This is a genomic window from bacterium (assembly GCA_018814885.1).
Classification (GTDB): domain Bacteria; phylum Krumholzibacteriota; class Krumholzibacteriia; order LZORAL124-64-63; family LZORAL124-64-63; genus JAHIYU01.
Genome location: JAHIYU010000142.1, coordinates 1 through 15,918, shown reverse-complemented (window position 1 = coordinate 15,918; position 15,918 = coordinate 1). Strand labels below are relative to the sequence as shown.

Sequence of the window (15,918 nt, the reverse complement as noted above, 5' to 3'; positions counted from 1 at the left end):
CAACGTTATATTGGCCCGGATCCTGCAAGCCCTTTGAATTCCATGGTGTGGTGATCTCCGGGTCTGTCTGTGGGTCGTTCGGTCCGATCGCCCTGCCGTGACGCGAGAGTGGCGGAACTGGCAGACGCGCAGGATTTAGGTTCCTGTGGGAAACCGTGGGGGTTCGAGTCCCCCCTCTCGCACCATTCCCTGCGCGCCGCCGCGCAGCAACCAAGTCGAGGTTGAGTGACGATGACCACCGAATCCGAAGCCGGAGCCCCCGCTGGGCCCTTCAAGCTGACGCTCTCGGAACCCGAGACGTGGAAGCGTGTCCTGCAGGTCGAGATCGACCGCGATTACTTCGAAGGCGAATACGGCAAGAACCTGCGCCAGGCCCGCAAGGGGCACACCCGGCCCGGTTTTCGCAAGGGCAAGGTGCCGCTGACCATGGTCGAGCAGGATCTCGGCGGCGAAGTCCGCATGGACACCCTCGAGAAGGTGGTCCCGCGCGCCTACCAGGCCGCTCTGGTGGAACACCGGTTCATGCCGGTCTCCGACCCCGTCATGGATGACCTGCACATGGAGGAAGGCGAGCCCGTCAAGATCAGTCTGGCCGTTGAAGTGCGCCCCGAGATCGTGGTGCGGGACTACGACGATCTGCCCCTGCGACAGCGGGAGGTGGCCCTGCCGGACGGTGCCGTGGACGAGACCCTGGAGCGCCTGCGGGACAGCCGCGCCGCCTGGGACCTCACCGAGAGCGCCGCCGCGTCTGGCGACCGGTTGATAGTGGACATCACGCCCCTGGATGACGAGGGCCGGGCGCTGGAGGAGAAGATCGCCAAGGACTACGCCTTCGTGATCGGCGCCGAGGGCAATTTCGAGGCTTTCGACGAGGCCATGACCGGCACGCAGGTGGGCGACGAGCGCCAGGTCACCGTGACCTACCCCGCCGATTACTCGAGCGAGGAGTTGCGCGGGCTGACGGTCACCTACAGGATCGTCGTGAAGGGCGTATCAGCCAAGCAGGTGCCGGAATTCGACGATGCCTTCGCCTCGTCGCTCAAGGAAGGACAGACCCTGCTGGAGTTGAGGGCGAACATTCGCGATGAACTGCTGGCCGAGGAACAGAAGAAGGTCGATCACGAGATACGAGAGCAGATCGTCGACCTGCTCGTCGAGCGGAATCCGTTCGAGCTGCCGCCTTCGCTGATCAGCCGCTATCTGGAGTCCAGCGTCGAGGAGATGAAGCAGCGCAGCGCCTACCTGGGCAAGACGCCGACCGACGAGCAGATCGCCGCCTACAGGGAGACGGGTCGTCCCCGGGCCGAGCGCTCGATCAAGGCGATGGTCATCCTGGAAGCGATCCGCAAGCAGGAGGACATCGTGGTCACCGCGGAGCAGCTGGCGGCGCGTATCGACGAGATCGCCGAGCGCAGCGGCTTCCCGGTAGAGGGCTACCGGGATTACGTCGAGTCCAACGGCGACGACGAGCGTATCAGGCACGATCTCGGCGACGAGCTGACGTTCGCTTTCCTGCGGTCGCGGGCCAAGTTCGAGTAGCCCCTGACCGCCGCCCGGCCCGCAAGGAACGTGTCGCCACCGTCGGTGTAGCACCGTACGGCGTCCGCCACGGAGGAACCAGACCCGGAAGGAGTCTCGCATGCTGATCCCCTACGTCGTGGACCAGACCAGCCACGGCGAACGCGCATACGACATTTTCTCGCGGCTGCTCAAGGACCGGATCATCTTCCTGGGTACCGCCATCGACGACACGGTGTCGAACCTGGTCATCGCCCAGCTGCTGTTCCTGCAGGCGGAGGATCCCGACCGGGACATCTACCTGTACATCAACAGCCCCGGCGGCAGCATCTCCGCGGGCTTGGCGATCTACGACACGATGCAGTACATTTCCAATGACGTGGCGACCATCTGCATGGGACAGGCCGCGAGCATGGGCGCCGTGCTGCTTCTGGCCGGTGCGAAGGGCAAGCGATCCGCGCTGGTGAACTCCCGGATGATGATCCACCAGCCGCTGGGCGGCAGCCAGGGCCAGGCCAGCATGATAGAGATCTACACCAAGGAGATCCTGTACCTGCGCGACAAGCTCTACGATCTCATGGCGAAGCACACCGGGCAGACCGTCAAGAAGATCGGGAAGGACAGCGACCGCGATTTCTTCATGTCCGCCGTCGACGCCCTCGAGTACGGCATCGTCGACAAGGTCATCGAGAAGCGGTCCGAGATAGACACCGGCGGCCAATAGCCGGATCGCAGCGCACGGAGGAAGAGGATGAAGCGCCGACAGACCGGATCACCGCAGATGATCAAGTGCTCGTTCTGCGCCCGCGGCCAGGACGAAGTGGCGAAGCTCGTGGCCGGGCCGTCGAACGTGTACATCTGCAGCGAGTGCATCAAGCTCTGCAACGACATCCTCGAGGGAGAACTGCTGGACGAAGCGCCGGAGTCCATGCAGACGTTCGGCAAGCCGCACGAGATCAAGGCACATCTCGACGAGTACGTGATCCAGCAGGACGATGCCAAGATCAGTCTCGCGGTCGCGGTCTACAACCACTACAAGCGTATCAACCAGCGACGCATCGGGGACGACGTCGAGGTCGAGAAGAGCAACATCCTGCTGGTCGGCAGTACGGGCACGGGCAAGACGCTGCTGGCGCAGACGCTGGCCCGCTTCCTGAACGTCCCGTTCGCCATCGCCGATGCCACCACCCTGACCGAGGCCGGTTACGTGGGCGAGGACGTCGAGAACATCCTCGTGCGCCTGCTGCAGGCGTCGGACTACAATGCCCAGGCGGCCGAGCAGGGCATCATCTACATCGACGAGATCGACAAGATCACGCGCAAGAGCAGCAATCCGTCGATCACCCGCGACGTCTCGGGCGAAGGCGTGCAACAGGCGCTGCTGAAGATCCTCGAGGGAACCGTCGCCAACGTACCGCCGCAGGGGGGACGGAAGCATCCCCAGCAGAAGTACATCGAGATCAACACCCGCAACATCCTGTTCATCTGCGGCGGCGCTTTCCAGGGTCTGGCGGATATCGTGAAGCGGCGCATCGGGCAGAACGTGCTCGGCTTCGAGCGCGAGGAGAACAAGGGCCTGGCCGTGACCGACGACGAGGTGCTGGCGCTCACCGAACCCGAGGACCTGGTCAAGTACGGTCTCATCCCAGAACTGGTGGGCCGCATGCCCGTGACCGCCTCGCTGCAGGAGCTCGATCGCGACGCCATGATCCGGATCCTGCAGGAGCCGCGCAACGCCCTGACCAAGCAATACCAGAAGCTGCTGGACATGGAGAACGTAGGACTGACCTTCACGCCCGACGCCATCGAGGCCGTGGCCGACAGGGCCATCATGCGCAAGACCGGCGCCCGCGGCCTGCGCTCCATCCTCGAGGCGGTCATGAGGGACGTCATGTTCCACGTGCCGTCGATGGAGAACGTGCGCCAGGTGATCATCACCGGCGACGTCGTCCAGGGCCGGGCCGCTGCCCAGATCGTCCACGCCGAGGAGGACGTGGACGTCAAGGGCGCCTGAAGGCGGTCGACCGAACGCTACGGGCGGGGATTCGTCGCGGCGAGCCCCGCCCGCGTCTTGACCGGGGGCGAGACCACGCGGGGCCGGCCCCGAGGAGAACGATGAGCAAAAGCCACAAAGCGGCCGGCGGCACCGGTCACGCGTTCCCTACCCAGCTGCCACTGCTCCCGCTCCGGGACGTGGTGGTCTTCCCCTACATGGTGACACCCTTGCTGGTGGGCCGTTCGCGTTCCGTATCGGCCCTCGAGGCCGCCATGGACAGGGACAAGTACATCTGCGTCGTCGCGCAACACGAGGCCGAGGTCGAGGAGCCGGGGCCGGCGGAGCTCTACAGCGTGGGCACCGTGATCAAGATCCTCCAGATCATCCGCACGCCCGACGACACTCTCAAGATCCTCGTCGAAGGCGTGTCCCGCGTCACTGTCACCGAATTCATCGAGGCGGAAGACTACGGCGAGGTGCTCGTCACCCCCCTGCCGGAGACCTCGGACGAGGGCCCCGAGGTCGAGGCGCTGAGCCGCTCGATCAAGGAGCGGTTCAAAGAGTACGTACGTCTCAACAAGCGCCTGCCCGACGAGGTGCTGCTGTCGGTGCTGAACATGGATGAGATCGAGCGGATGACCGACTCGATCAGCGCCTACATCGTGGGCAAGGTCCCGCAAAAGCAGGAGCTGCTGGAGGAACCGCGGCTGATCGAGCGCATGCGCCGCATCAACCTGATTCTCGCCGACGAGCTGGAGATCCTCGAGATCGAGCAGCGCATCGACACCGAGGTCCAGAGCCAGGTCCAGAAGAACCAACGCGACTTCTACCTGAACGAGCAGCTGCGCGCCATCCGCAAGGAACTCGGCTACACCGCCGACGAGGACAGCGAGATCGAGGAATACCAGGAGCGCGTAGCCGGGAGCGATCTCCCGCCGGAAGCCGCCGAAGCGGCCGAACGCGAGAGCAACCGGCTGGCCAAGATGCCAGCCATGTCGCCCGAGGCGACCGTGGTGCGCAACTACCTGGACACGCTGCTCTCCCTGCCGTGGTCGAAGCGTTCCCGCGATCGGCTGAACACCAGGAAGGTTCGCCAGCAGCTCGACGAGGACCACTTCGGGCTGGACAAGGTCAAGGAGAGGATCCTGGAGTATCTCGCCGTGCTCAAGATGACCAAGCGCATGCAGGGATCGATCCTCTGCCTGGTGGGTCCCCCGGGCGTGGGCAAGACCAGCCTGGGTCGCAGCATCGCCGGAGCCATGAACCGCTCGTTCGTGCGTATCTCCCTGGGCGGCATCCGCGACGAGGCCGAGATCCGCGGCCACCGGCGCACCTACATCGGCAGCAAGCCCGGGCGCATCATCGAATCCCTGCGCAAGGCGGGCACCAAGAACCCCGTCTTCCTCCTCGACGAGATCGACAAGATGGGCGCCGACTTCCGGGGCGATCCCTCCTCGGCTCTGCTGGAGGTTCTCGATCCGGAGCAGAACACCCATTTCAGCGATCACTACCTGGAGGTCGATTTCGATCTCAGCGAGGTGATGTTCATCACCACCGCCAACTCCCTGCACTCGATTCCGCCGGCCCTGGAGGACCGCATGGAGATCATCCGGCTGCCGGGCTATCTGGACCACGAGAAGCTCGCAATCGGCCGCGGTTTCCTGGTCCCGCGCCAGATCGAGCGCAACGGCGTGACCGGCTGGCTGGCGGGATTCACCGACAAGGCCCTCTCTCTGATGATCGACGGTTATACCCGCGAGGCCGGCGTGCGCCAGCTCGAACGCGAGATCGCCTCGATCTGCCGCAAGGTGGCCATGTACAGGTCGGAGCACGGCAAGTTTCCGGGACGGGTCACCCCGCGCAACGTCCAGAGGTACCTGGGCATCCCCAAGTACCGTCGGCAGCAGATCGACGGACCGGCCGAGATCGGCGTCGTGACAGGCCTCGCCTGGACGTCGGTCGGCGGCGAGATCCTCCAGATCGAGGCCACGCGCATGCCGGGCACGGGCAAGCTGAAGCTGACCGGCAACCTCAAGGACGTGATGAAGGAATCCGCGGAGACCGCCCTGAGCTTCGCGCGCACCCGCTGCGCCAGGTTGCCCGAGGATTTCATGCAGCACAACGATCTGCACATCCACGTACCCGAGGGTGCGGTGCCCAAGGACGGCCCCAGCGCCGGCATCACCATGGCCACGGCCATCGTTTCGCTGCTCGGCGAGATACCGGTGCGCCCGGATGTCGCCATGACCGGCGAAGTCACCCTGCGCGGCAAGGTGCTGGCCATCGGCGGGCTGCCCGAAAAGGCGGTCGCAGCCATGCGCGCCGGCTGCCGGAGCCTGATCATTCCCCGCGACAACGAGAAGGATTATCGGGAACTGCCGTCGGCCATCCGCCGCAACCTGGATATGCACCTGGTCGACAGCATGGACGAGGTGCTCGAGATAGCCCTTGTCAGCGACGAACGCCGCCAGGACCGTCCCGCGCCACGCAGCTCCGCGGGAGAAGATTCGTCGCCGCGGGCGACGCATTGACCGGCAGGATGAGCGCCCATGGACGTGGAATTCGTACTCAGTGCTCCCGATCTGGCTTCGCGGCCCCCGCGTGTCCTGCCCGAATTCGCGTTCGTAGGGCGCAGCAATTGCGGGAAATCGTCGCTGATCAACTTATTCCTGGATCGCCGCGGCATGGCGAAAATCAGCGGAAAACCGGGAAAAACTCGTTTATTGAACTATTTTCTGGTCGATAACACCTATTACCTGGTGGACCTGCCGGGCTACGGCTTCGCGAAGGTCAGCAAGACCCTTCGTGCGGCGTGGACGCGTCTGATGAAGGCGTATCTGTTCGCCGGCGACCGGCCCCTGGCGGTTATACAGCTGCTGGACGCGCGGCACAGGCCCTCGGCGGAGGACCGTCTCATGACGGGTTGGTTGCACAAGGCGAAACTCCCTTTCGCCGTTGCCGTTACGAAGGTGGACAAGGTCGGCCGGAACAAGAGGGGGGCCCACTACCAGGAGATCGTGGATACATTGGGTCTGACGCCCGAAACGCCTTTTTTCCCCACTTCGGCCGTCACGCGGGAGGGGGCGGGGGACCTGAAGGCCTGGATCGCGGCGGTGCTGGCAACATGATTCATGGGCGTTGACATAGGCCCGTTCCGGGTGCTATCATATGGGAGACGGGAGGAATATGAGTATACGGCAAACGGCAGGACCAATGAGCGTCTTGGCACTGTTGCTTTTCTTTGTCGCGTCCGCGTCGGCGACGGAAGAGTGGCAGCAGCGCTTGCCCTTGCATGTGCCCTTCTCCTGCGACAACTGTCACGAGCCGGACGCGGCACCGACCGCGAGCGCCCCCGCTCTGAATGCCTTCGGCCTCGCTTTCGACGATAGCGGCCGCACCTGGTCCAGTTATCTTGCCGGCCTCGATTCCGACGGTGACGGCTGCACCAACGGCGCCGAGATCGGCGACGTGGACGGCAACGGTCATCCGGACAACGGCGTGGATCATGAGTCCAGCAACCCCGGCCTCGCAGGAGACTGCTCGTCGGCCAGCGTCTTCGAAGAGGCAACCTGGGGTGAGTTGAAGGCGATGTTCAACAACCGCTGAGACCGACAACCAGGCGAATCGATCATCCAGACGGTCTCTGAGACGAGGCTCGTTTTTTTTGTGCGAACACCACGCCGGGCGTGTGGACGGGAGAGTCGAACGTGGACAATCGCGTGATCATCGGCGGGCAGTGGGGCGACGAGGGCAAGGGCAAGATCGTCGACGCGCTCAGCGAGGGGATCGACTGGGTCGTCCGTTACCAGGGCGGCGCCAACGCCGGTCACACAATCATGCGCGGCACGCAGAAGATCGTCCTGCATCTGGTCCCTTCGGGCCTGCTCAGCGAGGGCGTGAAGGGTTATCTGGGCAATGGCATGGTCATCGATCCCTGGGCCCTGCGGGACGAGGTCCTCGCCCTCGAGGAGCTCGGCATCAAGATCCGCGGACGGCTCTTCGTCTCGTCCGCGGCACAACTGCTGCTGCCCTACCACAAGCGGTTCGACGAGTACGCGGAGAGCCGGCTGAAGCGCAGGAGCATCGGTACGACCGGCCGTGGCATCGGCCCCGCCTACATCGACAAGGTAGCGCGCAGGGGACTGCGCGCTGGCGATCTGCTGCAGCCCAACGAGAACCTTGAGCGCACGGTCATCGAGAAGGTGCTCGAGGCCAACGAATCTCTCTCGGCCCTGTACGAGGCCGAACCCCTGCCCGCTTCGAGCATAGCGCAGGAGCTGGTGGTCCTGGCCAAGACCATCGGTCCGATGGTCGTGGACGGCCACGAGGCCCTGGCCGGCGTCAGGCGCGGCACCGAGAAGGCCCTCTTCGAGGGGGCGCAGGGCACACTGCTGGACATCGACCATGGCTCCTATCCCTATGTGACCTCCAGCAACGCCTCGGTGGGCGGCGCCGTCACCGGTACCGGGCTGCCGCCGCGGTGCCTGGGCGAGATCATCGGCATCTTCAAGGCCTACTGCACGCGCGTGGGCAACGGTCCCTTCCCCAGCGAACTGCTGGCCGAGGAAGGGGACGACCTGCGCCGCCTCGGCGGCGAGTTCGGCGCCACCACCGGCAGGGCGCGACGGTGCGGGTGGTTCGATCTCGTGGCCGGATGCTATGCTGTGGATCTGAACGGCATGACGGGCGTGGTGATCACCAAGCTCGATGTTCTGGACAGCCTGCCCGCGATCAAGGTCGCGACCGCCTACGAGCTCGCCGGCGAACAGCAGTCGTCCTTTCCCAGCCGCGCCGGCGCGCTGGCGCGCTGTGCGCCCATCTACCGCGAGTTCCCCGGCTGGCAGAAACCCACGACAGGCTGCCGGGCCCTGAAGGACCTGCCCGCCCGGGCGCGTCAGTACCTGGAGTTCCTGGAGCAGGAGCTGGGCACGCACATCGTCGGCGTTTCCGTGGGCTGCCATCGCGAGGAGATGATCTGGACGCCCGAGGGCGTCTCCACGTGATTTTGACACCTTCGGGGACAGGTGGTATCTTGAGATCGTCCGGCCTCCGGGTCGGACGATTTCGCGTCTCGCATCCTGCCAAACCGAGCCGCTAGCTCATCAGGTAGAGCATCTGCCTTTTAAGCAGATGGTACGGGGTTCGAGTCCCCGGCGGCTCACCATACATATACCGGAGGGGCTCCGCGGTTGCGGAGCCCCTCTGGTGTCTACGATCCGGTCGATCGGTCTAACTGTCCCCGTACGTCTTCGTCCACAGCGCTTCGAACTCGTCGACAGTCTGCTCGAACAGGTCCAGCATGGTCAGGATCGGGTCGGGCTTTTCGAGGTCGACGCCGGCGCGCTTGAGCAGCTCCAGCGGAGGCGCGGAGGAGCCGCCCTTGAGCATCTCGTCGATGTAGCGGTCGGCAGCCTTCTGGCCCTGGTCCATGATGTTGCGGGCCAGGGAGATGCCGCTGGTCAGGCCCGTCGCGTAGGTGAAGACGTAGAAGTTGTAGTTGAAGTGGGGGATGAACGCCCATTCCACCTCGTCGTTCTCGCCCATGGCGAAGTTGGGCCCGTAGTACTTGGTGATCAGGTCCTTGTAGAGGTCGTTGAGGAAGTCGGCTGTCAGGGTGTTGTCCTCCTCCGCGTATTCGTGGAAGCGCAGCTCGAACTCGGCGAAGAGCGTCTGCCGGAATATGGTCAGGCGGATGTTCTCCAGGCGCTTGTTCAGCAGCATCAGCTTCTTCGCGGGATCCTTCTCCTTAGCGAGCAAGTAGCTCAGCAGGATCTCCTCGTTGCAGGTCGAGGCGACCTCGGCCAGGAACGTCGTGTAGTCCGAGTACACGAAGGGCTGCGTCGCCGTGGAGTAGAAGGTGTGCAGCGCGTGGCCGAACTCGTGGGCGGTGGTGAAGACCGCGTCCAGGGTGTTGTCGTAGTTGTGCAGCACGTAGGGATGCACTTTCTTGGCCACGATGCCGCTGCTGTAGGCGCCGGTGCGCTTGTTCTCGTTGGGGTAGACGTCGATCCAGCCGTTGGCGGGATCGAGGCCTACGGCCAGGTCCTTCAGGTACGTCTTGCCCAGGGGCTTGAGGCCCTCCAGCAGGAGCGCCACGCACTGCTCGTAGGTGTATTCGACCTCGACGCCCTCGAGCATCGGGTTGTAGAGGTTGGCGAACTCCAGCGGGCCGTCGATACCCATGACCTTGCGGCGCAGGTCCACGTACTTGTGCAGCGTGCGTCCGAGGTTGGCGTTGATGGTGTCGATCAGCATCCGGTAGGTGGTGGTGCTGATGTTGTCGCCCTTGAGCGAAGCCTCGAGGCAGCTATCGTAGCCGCGCAGTTCCTTGGTCAGCAGGTGAGACTTGACCACGCCGTCGAGGGTGGCGGCCAGGGTGTTCTCGAACTGGCGGAAGGTCTTGAAGAAGGCCCTGGCGGCCTGCTTGCGCACCGGATAGGTCTGGCTGGAGCGGGCCTTGCCGAAACCGGCGAGGGTCAGGGGTTCCATGTCGCCGTCCTCGGTGACGATTTCCGGGAAGGCCATGTCGATGTCGCGCAGCTTGGAGGAGACGGCCGCGGCGGCGCCGCGGACCTGGCCTGCCATGGAAAGGATGCGCTCCTCGGCCTTGCTCAGGCTGTGCGCCTTCATGCGGAACATGTCGTCGAAGTAGTACTGGTAGATCTTCAGATCGTCGCGCGAGGCCAGAAAGCCGTCGATCTTCTCCTTGGGCATGTCCAGCAGCTCCGGCTCCATGTAGGACGTGGTGCTGCCGAAGTTCTGGAAGAGGAAGCCCACCTTGCCCTGCATCATCTGGTTCTCGGCGTCGGAGAGTTCTGGATCGAGGCGCAGCTGCGTGTAGGCGTAGAGCTTGTAGAGGCGCAGGATGGCCTCCTCGAACAGGGTTATGGACTCGTGTAGGATGTCGGCGGATTCGCCCAGGCGGCCCTCGTATTCGGCGAGTTGGGGGACCAGCGCCTCCATGGCGTCCAGTTCGGCTTCCCAGGCCTCGACGGACGGGAAGACGTGGTCATAACGCCACTTGTAGGCGTCGGGGACCTGGTCCCGGGCGTCGGCCGGATTCGGCTCGTAGGCCAGCGCTGATACGGCCACGAGCAGGGTCGTCAGCATGAAGCAGAACACGGCTCCGGACAAACGTGCCGACCGGTTCATGTGGTCACCTCCTGGTAAGTGTCGTCATGTTTTCGGGCCCGACCGGCGTGGCGGGTCGGGCCTACATCGTCTGGCGGTCGCCTAGAGTAGCGGCCGTCCGAATTTATCGGTGACAGGTATCTCTTTGGCGGTGGTGTCGGGGAGAGGTACGTCCACGGGTTCCCAGGTGTTGCCGTCAAAATGCAACACGACGCCCCCGTAGCCGGCGGCGTAGATGTTCGTGCTGCCAGTGCCCCAGATGGCCGACAGCCAGCCCGAGTCAGCGTAGATGGTCCGGGATGAGGATCCGTCCTGCTGCATGGTGGCGATCCGACCGGTCCATGTCGTCAGGTAGAGCAGGTCCGCCTCTTCGTCGAGCCAGAGATCGGTCACCCGGGCGGGGAAGGTGGACGGGTATCTTGGTGTGCCCTGCTGGTTGCGCGGCTGCACCCATTGGTAGCCATCGAAGGTTGCGGTGAGGCGCAGGATCTTGCCCGTATCGGTGGCCAGGTAGTTGTCATCGACCGTGATGCTGCTGACAGCGGACGTCATCAGGCTGAAGTCATCGTCCTCGACCGGTCCCCATTCCCATTCGTGGTCGAAACCCTCGTGGTTGTTCTCCATCAGCACGATGGCGGAATTCCCCGCGATGCCATAGGCGGAGATCGCGGTCAGGAAGTCGATGCTATCGCGGAAGACGAGCGTATCTTCGGGGGCTTGTTCCACGGGCGGGTCTCCCTCGACGGGATAGCTGCGGTAGGCCCGGCGCTGCGTCGATACCCAGCTGCCGCCGCTGAGTTTCTTCAGGACGCCGTCGTGGCCCACCGTGTAGATCTCGCCGTAAGGTCCCTCGCCGACGTCGTAGAGGTTCATGTCCGTGCCGCTGTCCATGCGCGACCAGGCAGTGCCGTCGAAATGGAAGAGGGCGCCCGCATGGCCGCAGGCATAGACGTCGCTGGGCCCCGTGCCCCAGACGGTCGTCAGGGTGCTCGCGGCGACGTCGGTTCTGGTCCAGGTGCCGCCGTCGAAATGAAGGATGAAGCCCGGTCTGCCGACCATGAACACGTCGTCGGGGCCGCTGCCCCAGATGGAGAAGACCCAGTCGATGATATCGGGCTCCGGGAAGGGAGTTTGCGGAACTTCGCCCACTTTCTCGTCGCTGCATCCGCTCAGGGAAACAGCGAACAGCGTGGCGACCAGGAGCAGCCATAGCCGCCCGACGGAGGGGGCGGTATCGCACCTGTGATTGTTCTTGGTACCGTAATTCATCGTATCAAGGTCCCTCGCGTAGGGTGGGGTGCTGGATCGAATCGGGGCCGGATCCCGGCGTCCAGGATCCCGACTGCATGCGTTTCACGGCGCGCACCGCGGCCGGCGGAGCGCAAACGAACGCGGCAACTCATGAATATTAAGCATCCGGGGATTAGATGTCCATAAGGACTTGCCGACTCGCGATTGCTGGACGAATATTCCCTGGTGGCGGTTCGAAGATGGCGAGGTCCGGAAATGGCGGATGGGAAACGGGATATGAGCGAGCAAAACCCTGGGCGCATCGATCCCCGCTTGGATCTGTGCGAGGCGATCGACGATCTGCGACGCGATCTCAACGCCGTGATCCTGGCCCACTACTACCAGGAATCGGAGATACAGGATCTGGCGGATTTCGTGGGGGACAGTCTCGCGCTGAGCCAGCAGGCCGCCCGGACCGACGCCGAGGTGATCGTTTTCGCCGGCGTGCACTTCATGGCCGAAACGGCCAAGATCCTCAACCCGGACAAGCAGGTGCTGCTGCCGGACCTCGCGGCCGGCTGCAGCCTGGCCGACGGCTGCCCGGCCGGCGAGTTCGCCGCGTTCCTGGCGCGGTATCCCGGGCACGCGGTCATCAGCTACATCAATTGCTCCCTGGAAACCAAGGCCATGAGCGACATCATCTGCACTTCGAGCAACGCGGTGAAGATCGTCGGCTCCCTCCCCGCCGACCGGCCCGTGGTCTTCGCGCCGGACCGCCACCTGGGCGCCTGGGTCTCCCGCAAGCTGGGACGTGACCTGGTCCTGTGGCCGGGCAGTTGCGAGGTGCACGAGCAGTTCAGCGAGCGCAAGCTCGTGGAACTCAAGGTCGCCCATCCCGAAGCTGTGGTGGCGGCCCACCCCGAATGCACGGAAGCCCTGCTCCAGCATGCCGACCATGTCGGCTCCACCAGCGCCATCCTGAAGTTCACGCGCGAGACCGGCGCGCGCGAGGTCATCGTGTTGACCGAGCCGGGCATCATCCACCAGATGCGCAAGGAGAACCCCGACAAGGAGTTTTTCACCGTGCCCGGGGCCGATGAGACCTGCAATTGCAACGAATGCCCGTACATGAAACTCAACACCCTGGAGAAGCTCTATCTCTGCATGCGCGACCGCAGCCCCGAGATCGTCCTGGACGAGACTTTGCGGCTGAGGGCACTGCGGCCCATCGAGCGCATGCTCGCCCTGAGCTGAGCGATCGTCATGACTGTGCGCACACCCGTCTATCTCGACCACCATGCGACCACGCCGGTGGATCCGGCCGTGATCGAGGTCATGGACCGGGCGCTCACCGACCATTTCGGCAATCCGCACAGCGCCCACGCATTCGGCTGGGCGGCCGCCGCCCTGGTCGATCGTGCGCGGGAACAGGTCGCGGCGCTGCTGGGCTGCTCGCCCGGCGAGATCGTCTTCACCTCCGGCGCGACGGAATCCAACAACCTGGCCCTGAAGGGTCTCGCGGCCCTTCACGACCACCCCGGCCGTCTCGTCACCTCCAACCTGGAGCACGAATCGGTGGCGCGCCCGGTGGCCGAACTGGCTGCGCGGGGCTGGGAGATCGTGACGGTGGACTGCCGCCCGGACGGCCGGATGAGCAGCGAGGATGTCGCGGACGCCGTCAAGCCCGGCACCGCGCTGGTGAGTGTCGTGGCGGCGCAGAACGAGCTCGGCACCCTCCAGCCCTGGGCCGAGATCGGCGCGATGTGCAGGGAGAGGGGCGTGATCTTCCACACCGACGCGGCGCAGGCGGTGGGCAAGGTGCCGCTCGACGTCGTCCGGGACGACATCGGCATGCTCTCGCTGTCCGGCCACAAGTTCTACGGGCCGAAAGGCGTCGGCGCCCTCTACCTCAGGGCCAGGGGGCCGTGCGTGAGGGTGCGGGCTGTGTCCACGGGCGGCGGCCAGGAGCGGGACATCCGTTCGGGCACCCTCAACGTACCCGGTATCGCCGGCCTGGGCGAGGCCTGCCGGCTGGCACGGGAGCGCCGGGAGGACGACGCGGCCAGGCTGCGCGGGATGGGGCAAGCCCTGTTCGCCGCCATCACGGACGCCGTGCCCGACGTGCGGCTGAACGGTGCGGCAGCAGGACGCCTGCCGGGCAGCCTGAACCTCACCTTCCCCGGCGTCGCGGCGGTCCGGTTGTTGCGGGAGTTGCCAGGACTCGCCTTGTCCACGGGCTCGGCCTGTTCGAGTGCGGACGGCAAGCCGTCGCGGGTGCTGGCGGCGATCGGCCTGGACGCCGACGACAGGGCGTCCAGCCTGCGCATCTGTCTGGGCAGGAACAACACCGCGGCAGAGGTCGCATACGCGGCGGACCGGATCATCGCGGCCGTCGGGAAGGTGAGGGAGGAGGGGGGAGCCTTGTGAGATCCCCCCCCCGGGGGGGCGGCGCTAGCCTGTGATGGACAGGGATATGCGCTTGCGCTGCTTGTCGATCTCGATGATGCGGACCGATACCTGCTGGCCTTCCTTCACCACGTCCGAGGGATGGTAGACCCGCTCGTCGGAGAGCGCGGAGACGTGGATCAGCCCGCGGATTCCGGGCAGCAATTCCACGAAGGCGCCGAAATCGGCGAGTCCGGTGATGACGCCTTCGTACCATTCTCCCGGCTTCAGCTTGTCCTCGATACCGTCCCAGGGGTCGCTCTCGAGCGCCCGCAGGGAGAGGCTGACCCGTTCGCTGCGACCCTGCCCGAGATTCTGGATGTCCATGATCTTGACGGTGATCTCCTGGCCCTCGCTCAGGATGTCGCCGGGATTCGCGATGCGCTGGTGGCTCATTTCCGAGACGTGCACCAGCCCCTCGACGCCGCCGATGTCCACGAAGGCGCCGTAAGGCATGATGCGGATGACCTTGCCGTCGCAGACGTTGCCGACCGCTAGCGTCTTGCGGGTCTCGACCGCCAGGCGTTCCTTTTCCTCGTGCAGCAGAGCGCGGCGCGACACCACGAGCCGGCGTCCGCCCTCGGAGAATTCGATCACCCGGAAGTCCAGGCTGCGGCCGACCCATGCCGCCGGTTTGTCGACGAAACTGTCGTCGATCTGGGAGACGGGGCAGAAGGCGCGGTGCTCGCCCAGCAGCACCACGAACCCGCCCTTGTTGGTCTCCTTGACGGTGCCGGTCAAGGGCATGCCGCTGGCCAGGGCCTCCTCGATCACGCGTGTGTCCTTGCCCTTTGCGCGTCGCTTGATGGTCAGGCTCAGGTCGTCTCCCTTGCCGACGACGTAGGCCGTGATCGTGTCGCCGATCTTGTGCCGGATCGTCCCCTCGTCGTCGCGCAAGTCGGCAGTGGCGATGGGGAGTTCGCTGCGGCCGCCGTAGTCGACGAAACATGCGGTTTCGCCGATCTGCACGATGACACCCGTCAGCTTGTCGCCGGCGCGGGGTTCGGGCGCCTGTTCGGCGGCGGCGGGTTCCTCTTCTGACAGGAGCTTCTCGAATTCTGCGGAGGTTTCCTCGCCGTCGTCGTGGCGGAGATCGTCGTCGGTCATCTGCGTGGTCCCGGTTCAATACGTGCCAAGGCGCCGACGCGCGGCGCGCGAACGCTGCGAATATAGCACAAGGCAACGTGGCGGTGGATCAAGAAACGACCCCCGGCGTGTCTTTTATCACCCTGGGTTCCCACCGCGAAAATATTGGACAATCTGCCTCCGCAGCCGAGCCTACCCGCTGTGAAGGTGCGGGCGGCCAGCGCGGCCGCGTTGTCGCGACTTCTTCCTGGGCGGCGGGAACGTGGGCCCCTGGATGACGGCCTTCACCTGCGCGACGGCCTATTCTTCGGCTGTGCTGTTCATCGGTTTCGCCGGCAAGATCGGCTGGGGTTTCGGCCATTCCGGTCTGTGGATCGCCCTCTGCAACGCCCTGATCGGGGTGTTGCTGGTCTGGGTGCTGCTCGGCCATCGCATCAAGCGCATGTCGACCGACTCCGCCATCGACTACACGCTGGCCCTGGCGGAGTTATGGTCAAGAGTTGTGTATGACC

General features: G+C 64.9%; 13 protein-coding genes and 2 tRNA genes. 12 read left to right on the top strand and 3 right to left on the bottom strand.

Translation table 11 applies throughout. The features are described 5' to 3' along the window. Positions 1-102: 102 nt before the first annotated feature. The 9 genes from KJ554_10265 (at position 103) to KJ554_10225 (ending at position 8,678) form a co-directional block, all read left to right on the top strand. Positions 103-185 (top strand) — tRNA-Leu (locus tag KJ554_10265). Positions 186-231: 46 nt separating this feature from the next. Beyond that, positions 232-1,539: a trigger factor gene (tig, locus tag KJ554_10260; protein MBU0742718.1), complete on the top strand. Its 1,308-nt coding sequence runs from the start codon at positions 232-234 to the stop codon at positions 1,537-1,539. A gap of 100 nt (positions 1,540-1,639) precedes the next feature. Continuing rightward, on the top strand, positions 1,640-2,242 hold the full coding sequence (clpP, locus tag KJ554_10255; GenBank protein ID MBU0742717.1) for an ATP-dependent Clp endopeptidase proteolytic subunit ClpP: 603 nt from the start codon (positions 1,640-1,642) through the stop codon (positions 2,240-2,242). 27 nt (positions 2,243-2,269) lie between these two features. Then, entirely contained in the window at positions 2,270-3,532 is a 1,263-nt protein-coding gene (gene clpX, locus KJ554_10250) for an ATP-dependent Clp protease ATP-binding subunit ClpX (GenBank protein MBU0742716.1), read from the top strand. 101 nt (positions 3,533-3,633) lie between these two features. Next, positions 3,634-6,045 carry an endopeptidase La gene (lon, locus tag KJ554_10245; protein MBU0742715.1) on the top strand — a complete coding sequence of 804 codons (2,412 nt, stop codon included), beginning with the start codon at positions 3,634-3,636 and terminating at the stop codon, positions 6,043-6,045. An 18-nt stretch (positions 6,046-6,063) separates the two neighbouring features. Further along, positions 6,064-6,642: a ribosome biogenesis GTP-binding protein YihA/YsxC gene (gene yihA, locus KJ554_10240; protein MBU0742714.1), complete on the top strand. Its 579-nt coding sequence runs from the start codon at positions 6,064-6,066 to the stop codon at positions 6,640-6,642. Between the two features lie 85 nt (positions 6,643-6,727). Then, the gene (locus tag KJ554_10235; protein ID MBU0742713.1) at positions 6,728-7,120 is read left to right on the top strand and encodes a hypothetical protein; all 393 of its coding nucleotides are present in this window, start codon (positions 6,728-6,730) and stop codon (positions 7,118-7,120) included. Between the two features lie 101 nt (positions 7,121-7,221). Further along, a complete protein-coding gene (locus KJ554_10230; protein ID MBU0742712.1) occupies positions 7,222-8,517 on the top strand; it encodes an adenylosuccinate synthase in 1,296 nt (431 codons plus the stop codon). Between the two features lie 85 nt (positions 8,518-8,602). After that, positions 8,603-8,678, top strand: a tRNA-Lys gene (locus KJ554_10225). Between the two features lie 65 nt (positions 8,679-8,743). Here the strand turns inward: KJ554_10225 and pepF are convergent. Beyond that, a complete protein-coding gene (pepF, locus tag KJ554_10220; protein MBU0742711.1) occupies positions 8,744-10,666 on the bottom strand; it encodes an oligoendopeptidase F in 1,923 nt (640 codons plus the stop codon). Positions 10,667-10,747: 81 nt separating this feature from the next. Further along, positions 10,748-11,914, bottom strand: a complete 1,167-nt coding sequence (locus KJ554_10215) for a hypothetical protein (GenBank protein MBU0742710.1) — start codon at positions 11,912-11,914, stop codon at positions 10,748-10,750. Between the two features lie 258 nt (positions 11,915-12,172). Between KJ554_10215 and nadA the strand changes: the two genes are divergently transcribed. Further along, on the top strand, positions 12,173-13,129 hold the full coding sequence (gene nadA / locus KJ554_10210) for a quinolinate synthase NadA (protein ID MBU0742709.1): 957 nt from the start codon (positions 12,173-12,175) through the stop codon (positions 13,127-13,129). A 9-nt stretch (positions 13,130-13,138) separates the two neighbouring features. After that, a complete protein-coding gene (locus KJ554_10205) occupies positions 13,139-14,302 on the top strand; it encodes a cysteine desulfurase (protein MBU0742708.1) in 1,164 nt (387 codons plus the stop codon). 24 nt (positions 14,303-14,326) lie between these two features. Here the strand turns inward: KJ554_10205 and KJ554_10200 are convergent, their stop codons facing one another. Next, the gene (locus KJ554_10200) at positions 14,327-15,427 is read right to left on the bottom strand and encodes a S1 RNA-binding domain-containing protein (GenBank protein ID MBU0742707.1); all 1,101 of its coding nucleotides are present in this window, start codon (positions 15,425-15,427) and stop codon (positions 14,327-14,329) included. Positions 15,428-15,680: 253 nt separating this feature from the next. Between KJ554_10200 and KJ554_10195 the strand changes: the two genes are divergently transcribed. Further along, positions 15,681-15,918: hypothetical protein (locus tag KJ554_10195; GenBank protein MBU0742706.1), on the top strand; the 238-nt coding region annotated here is incomplete at its 3' end.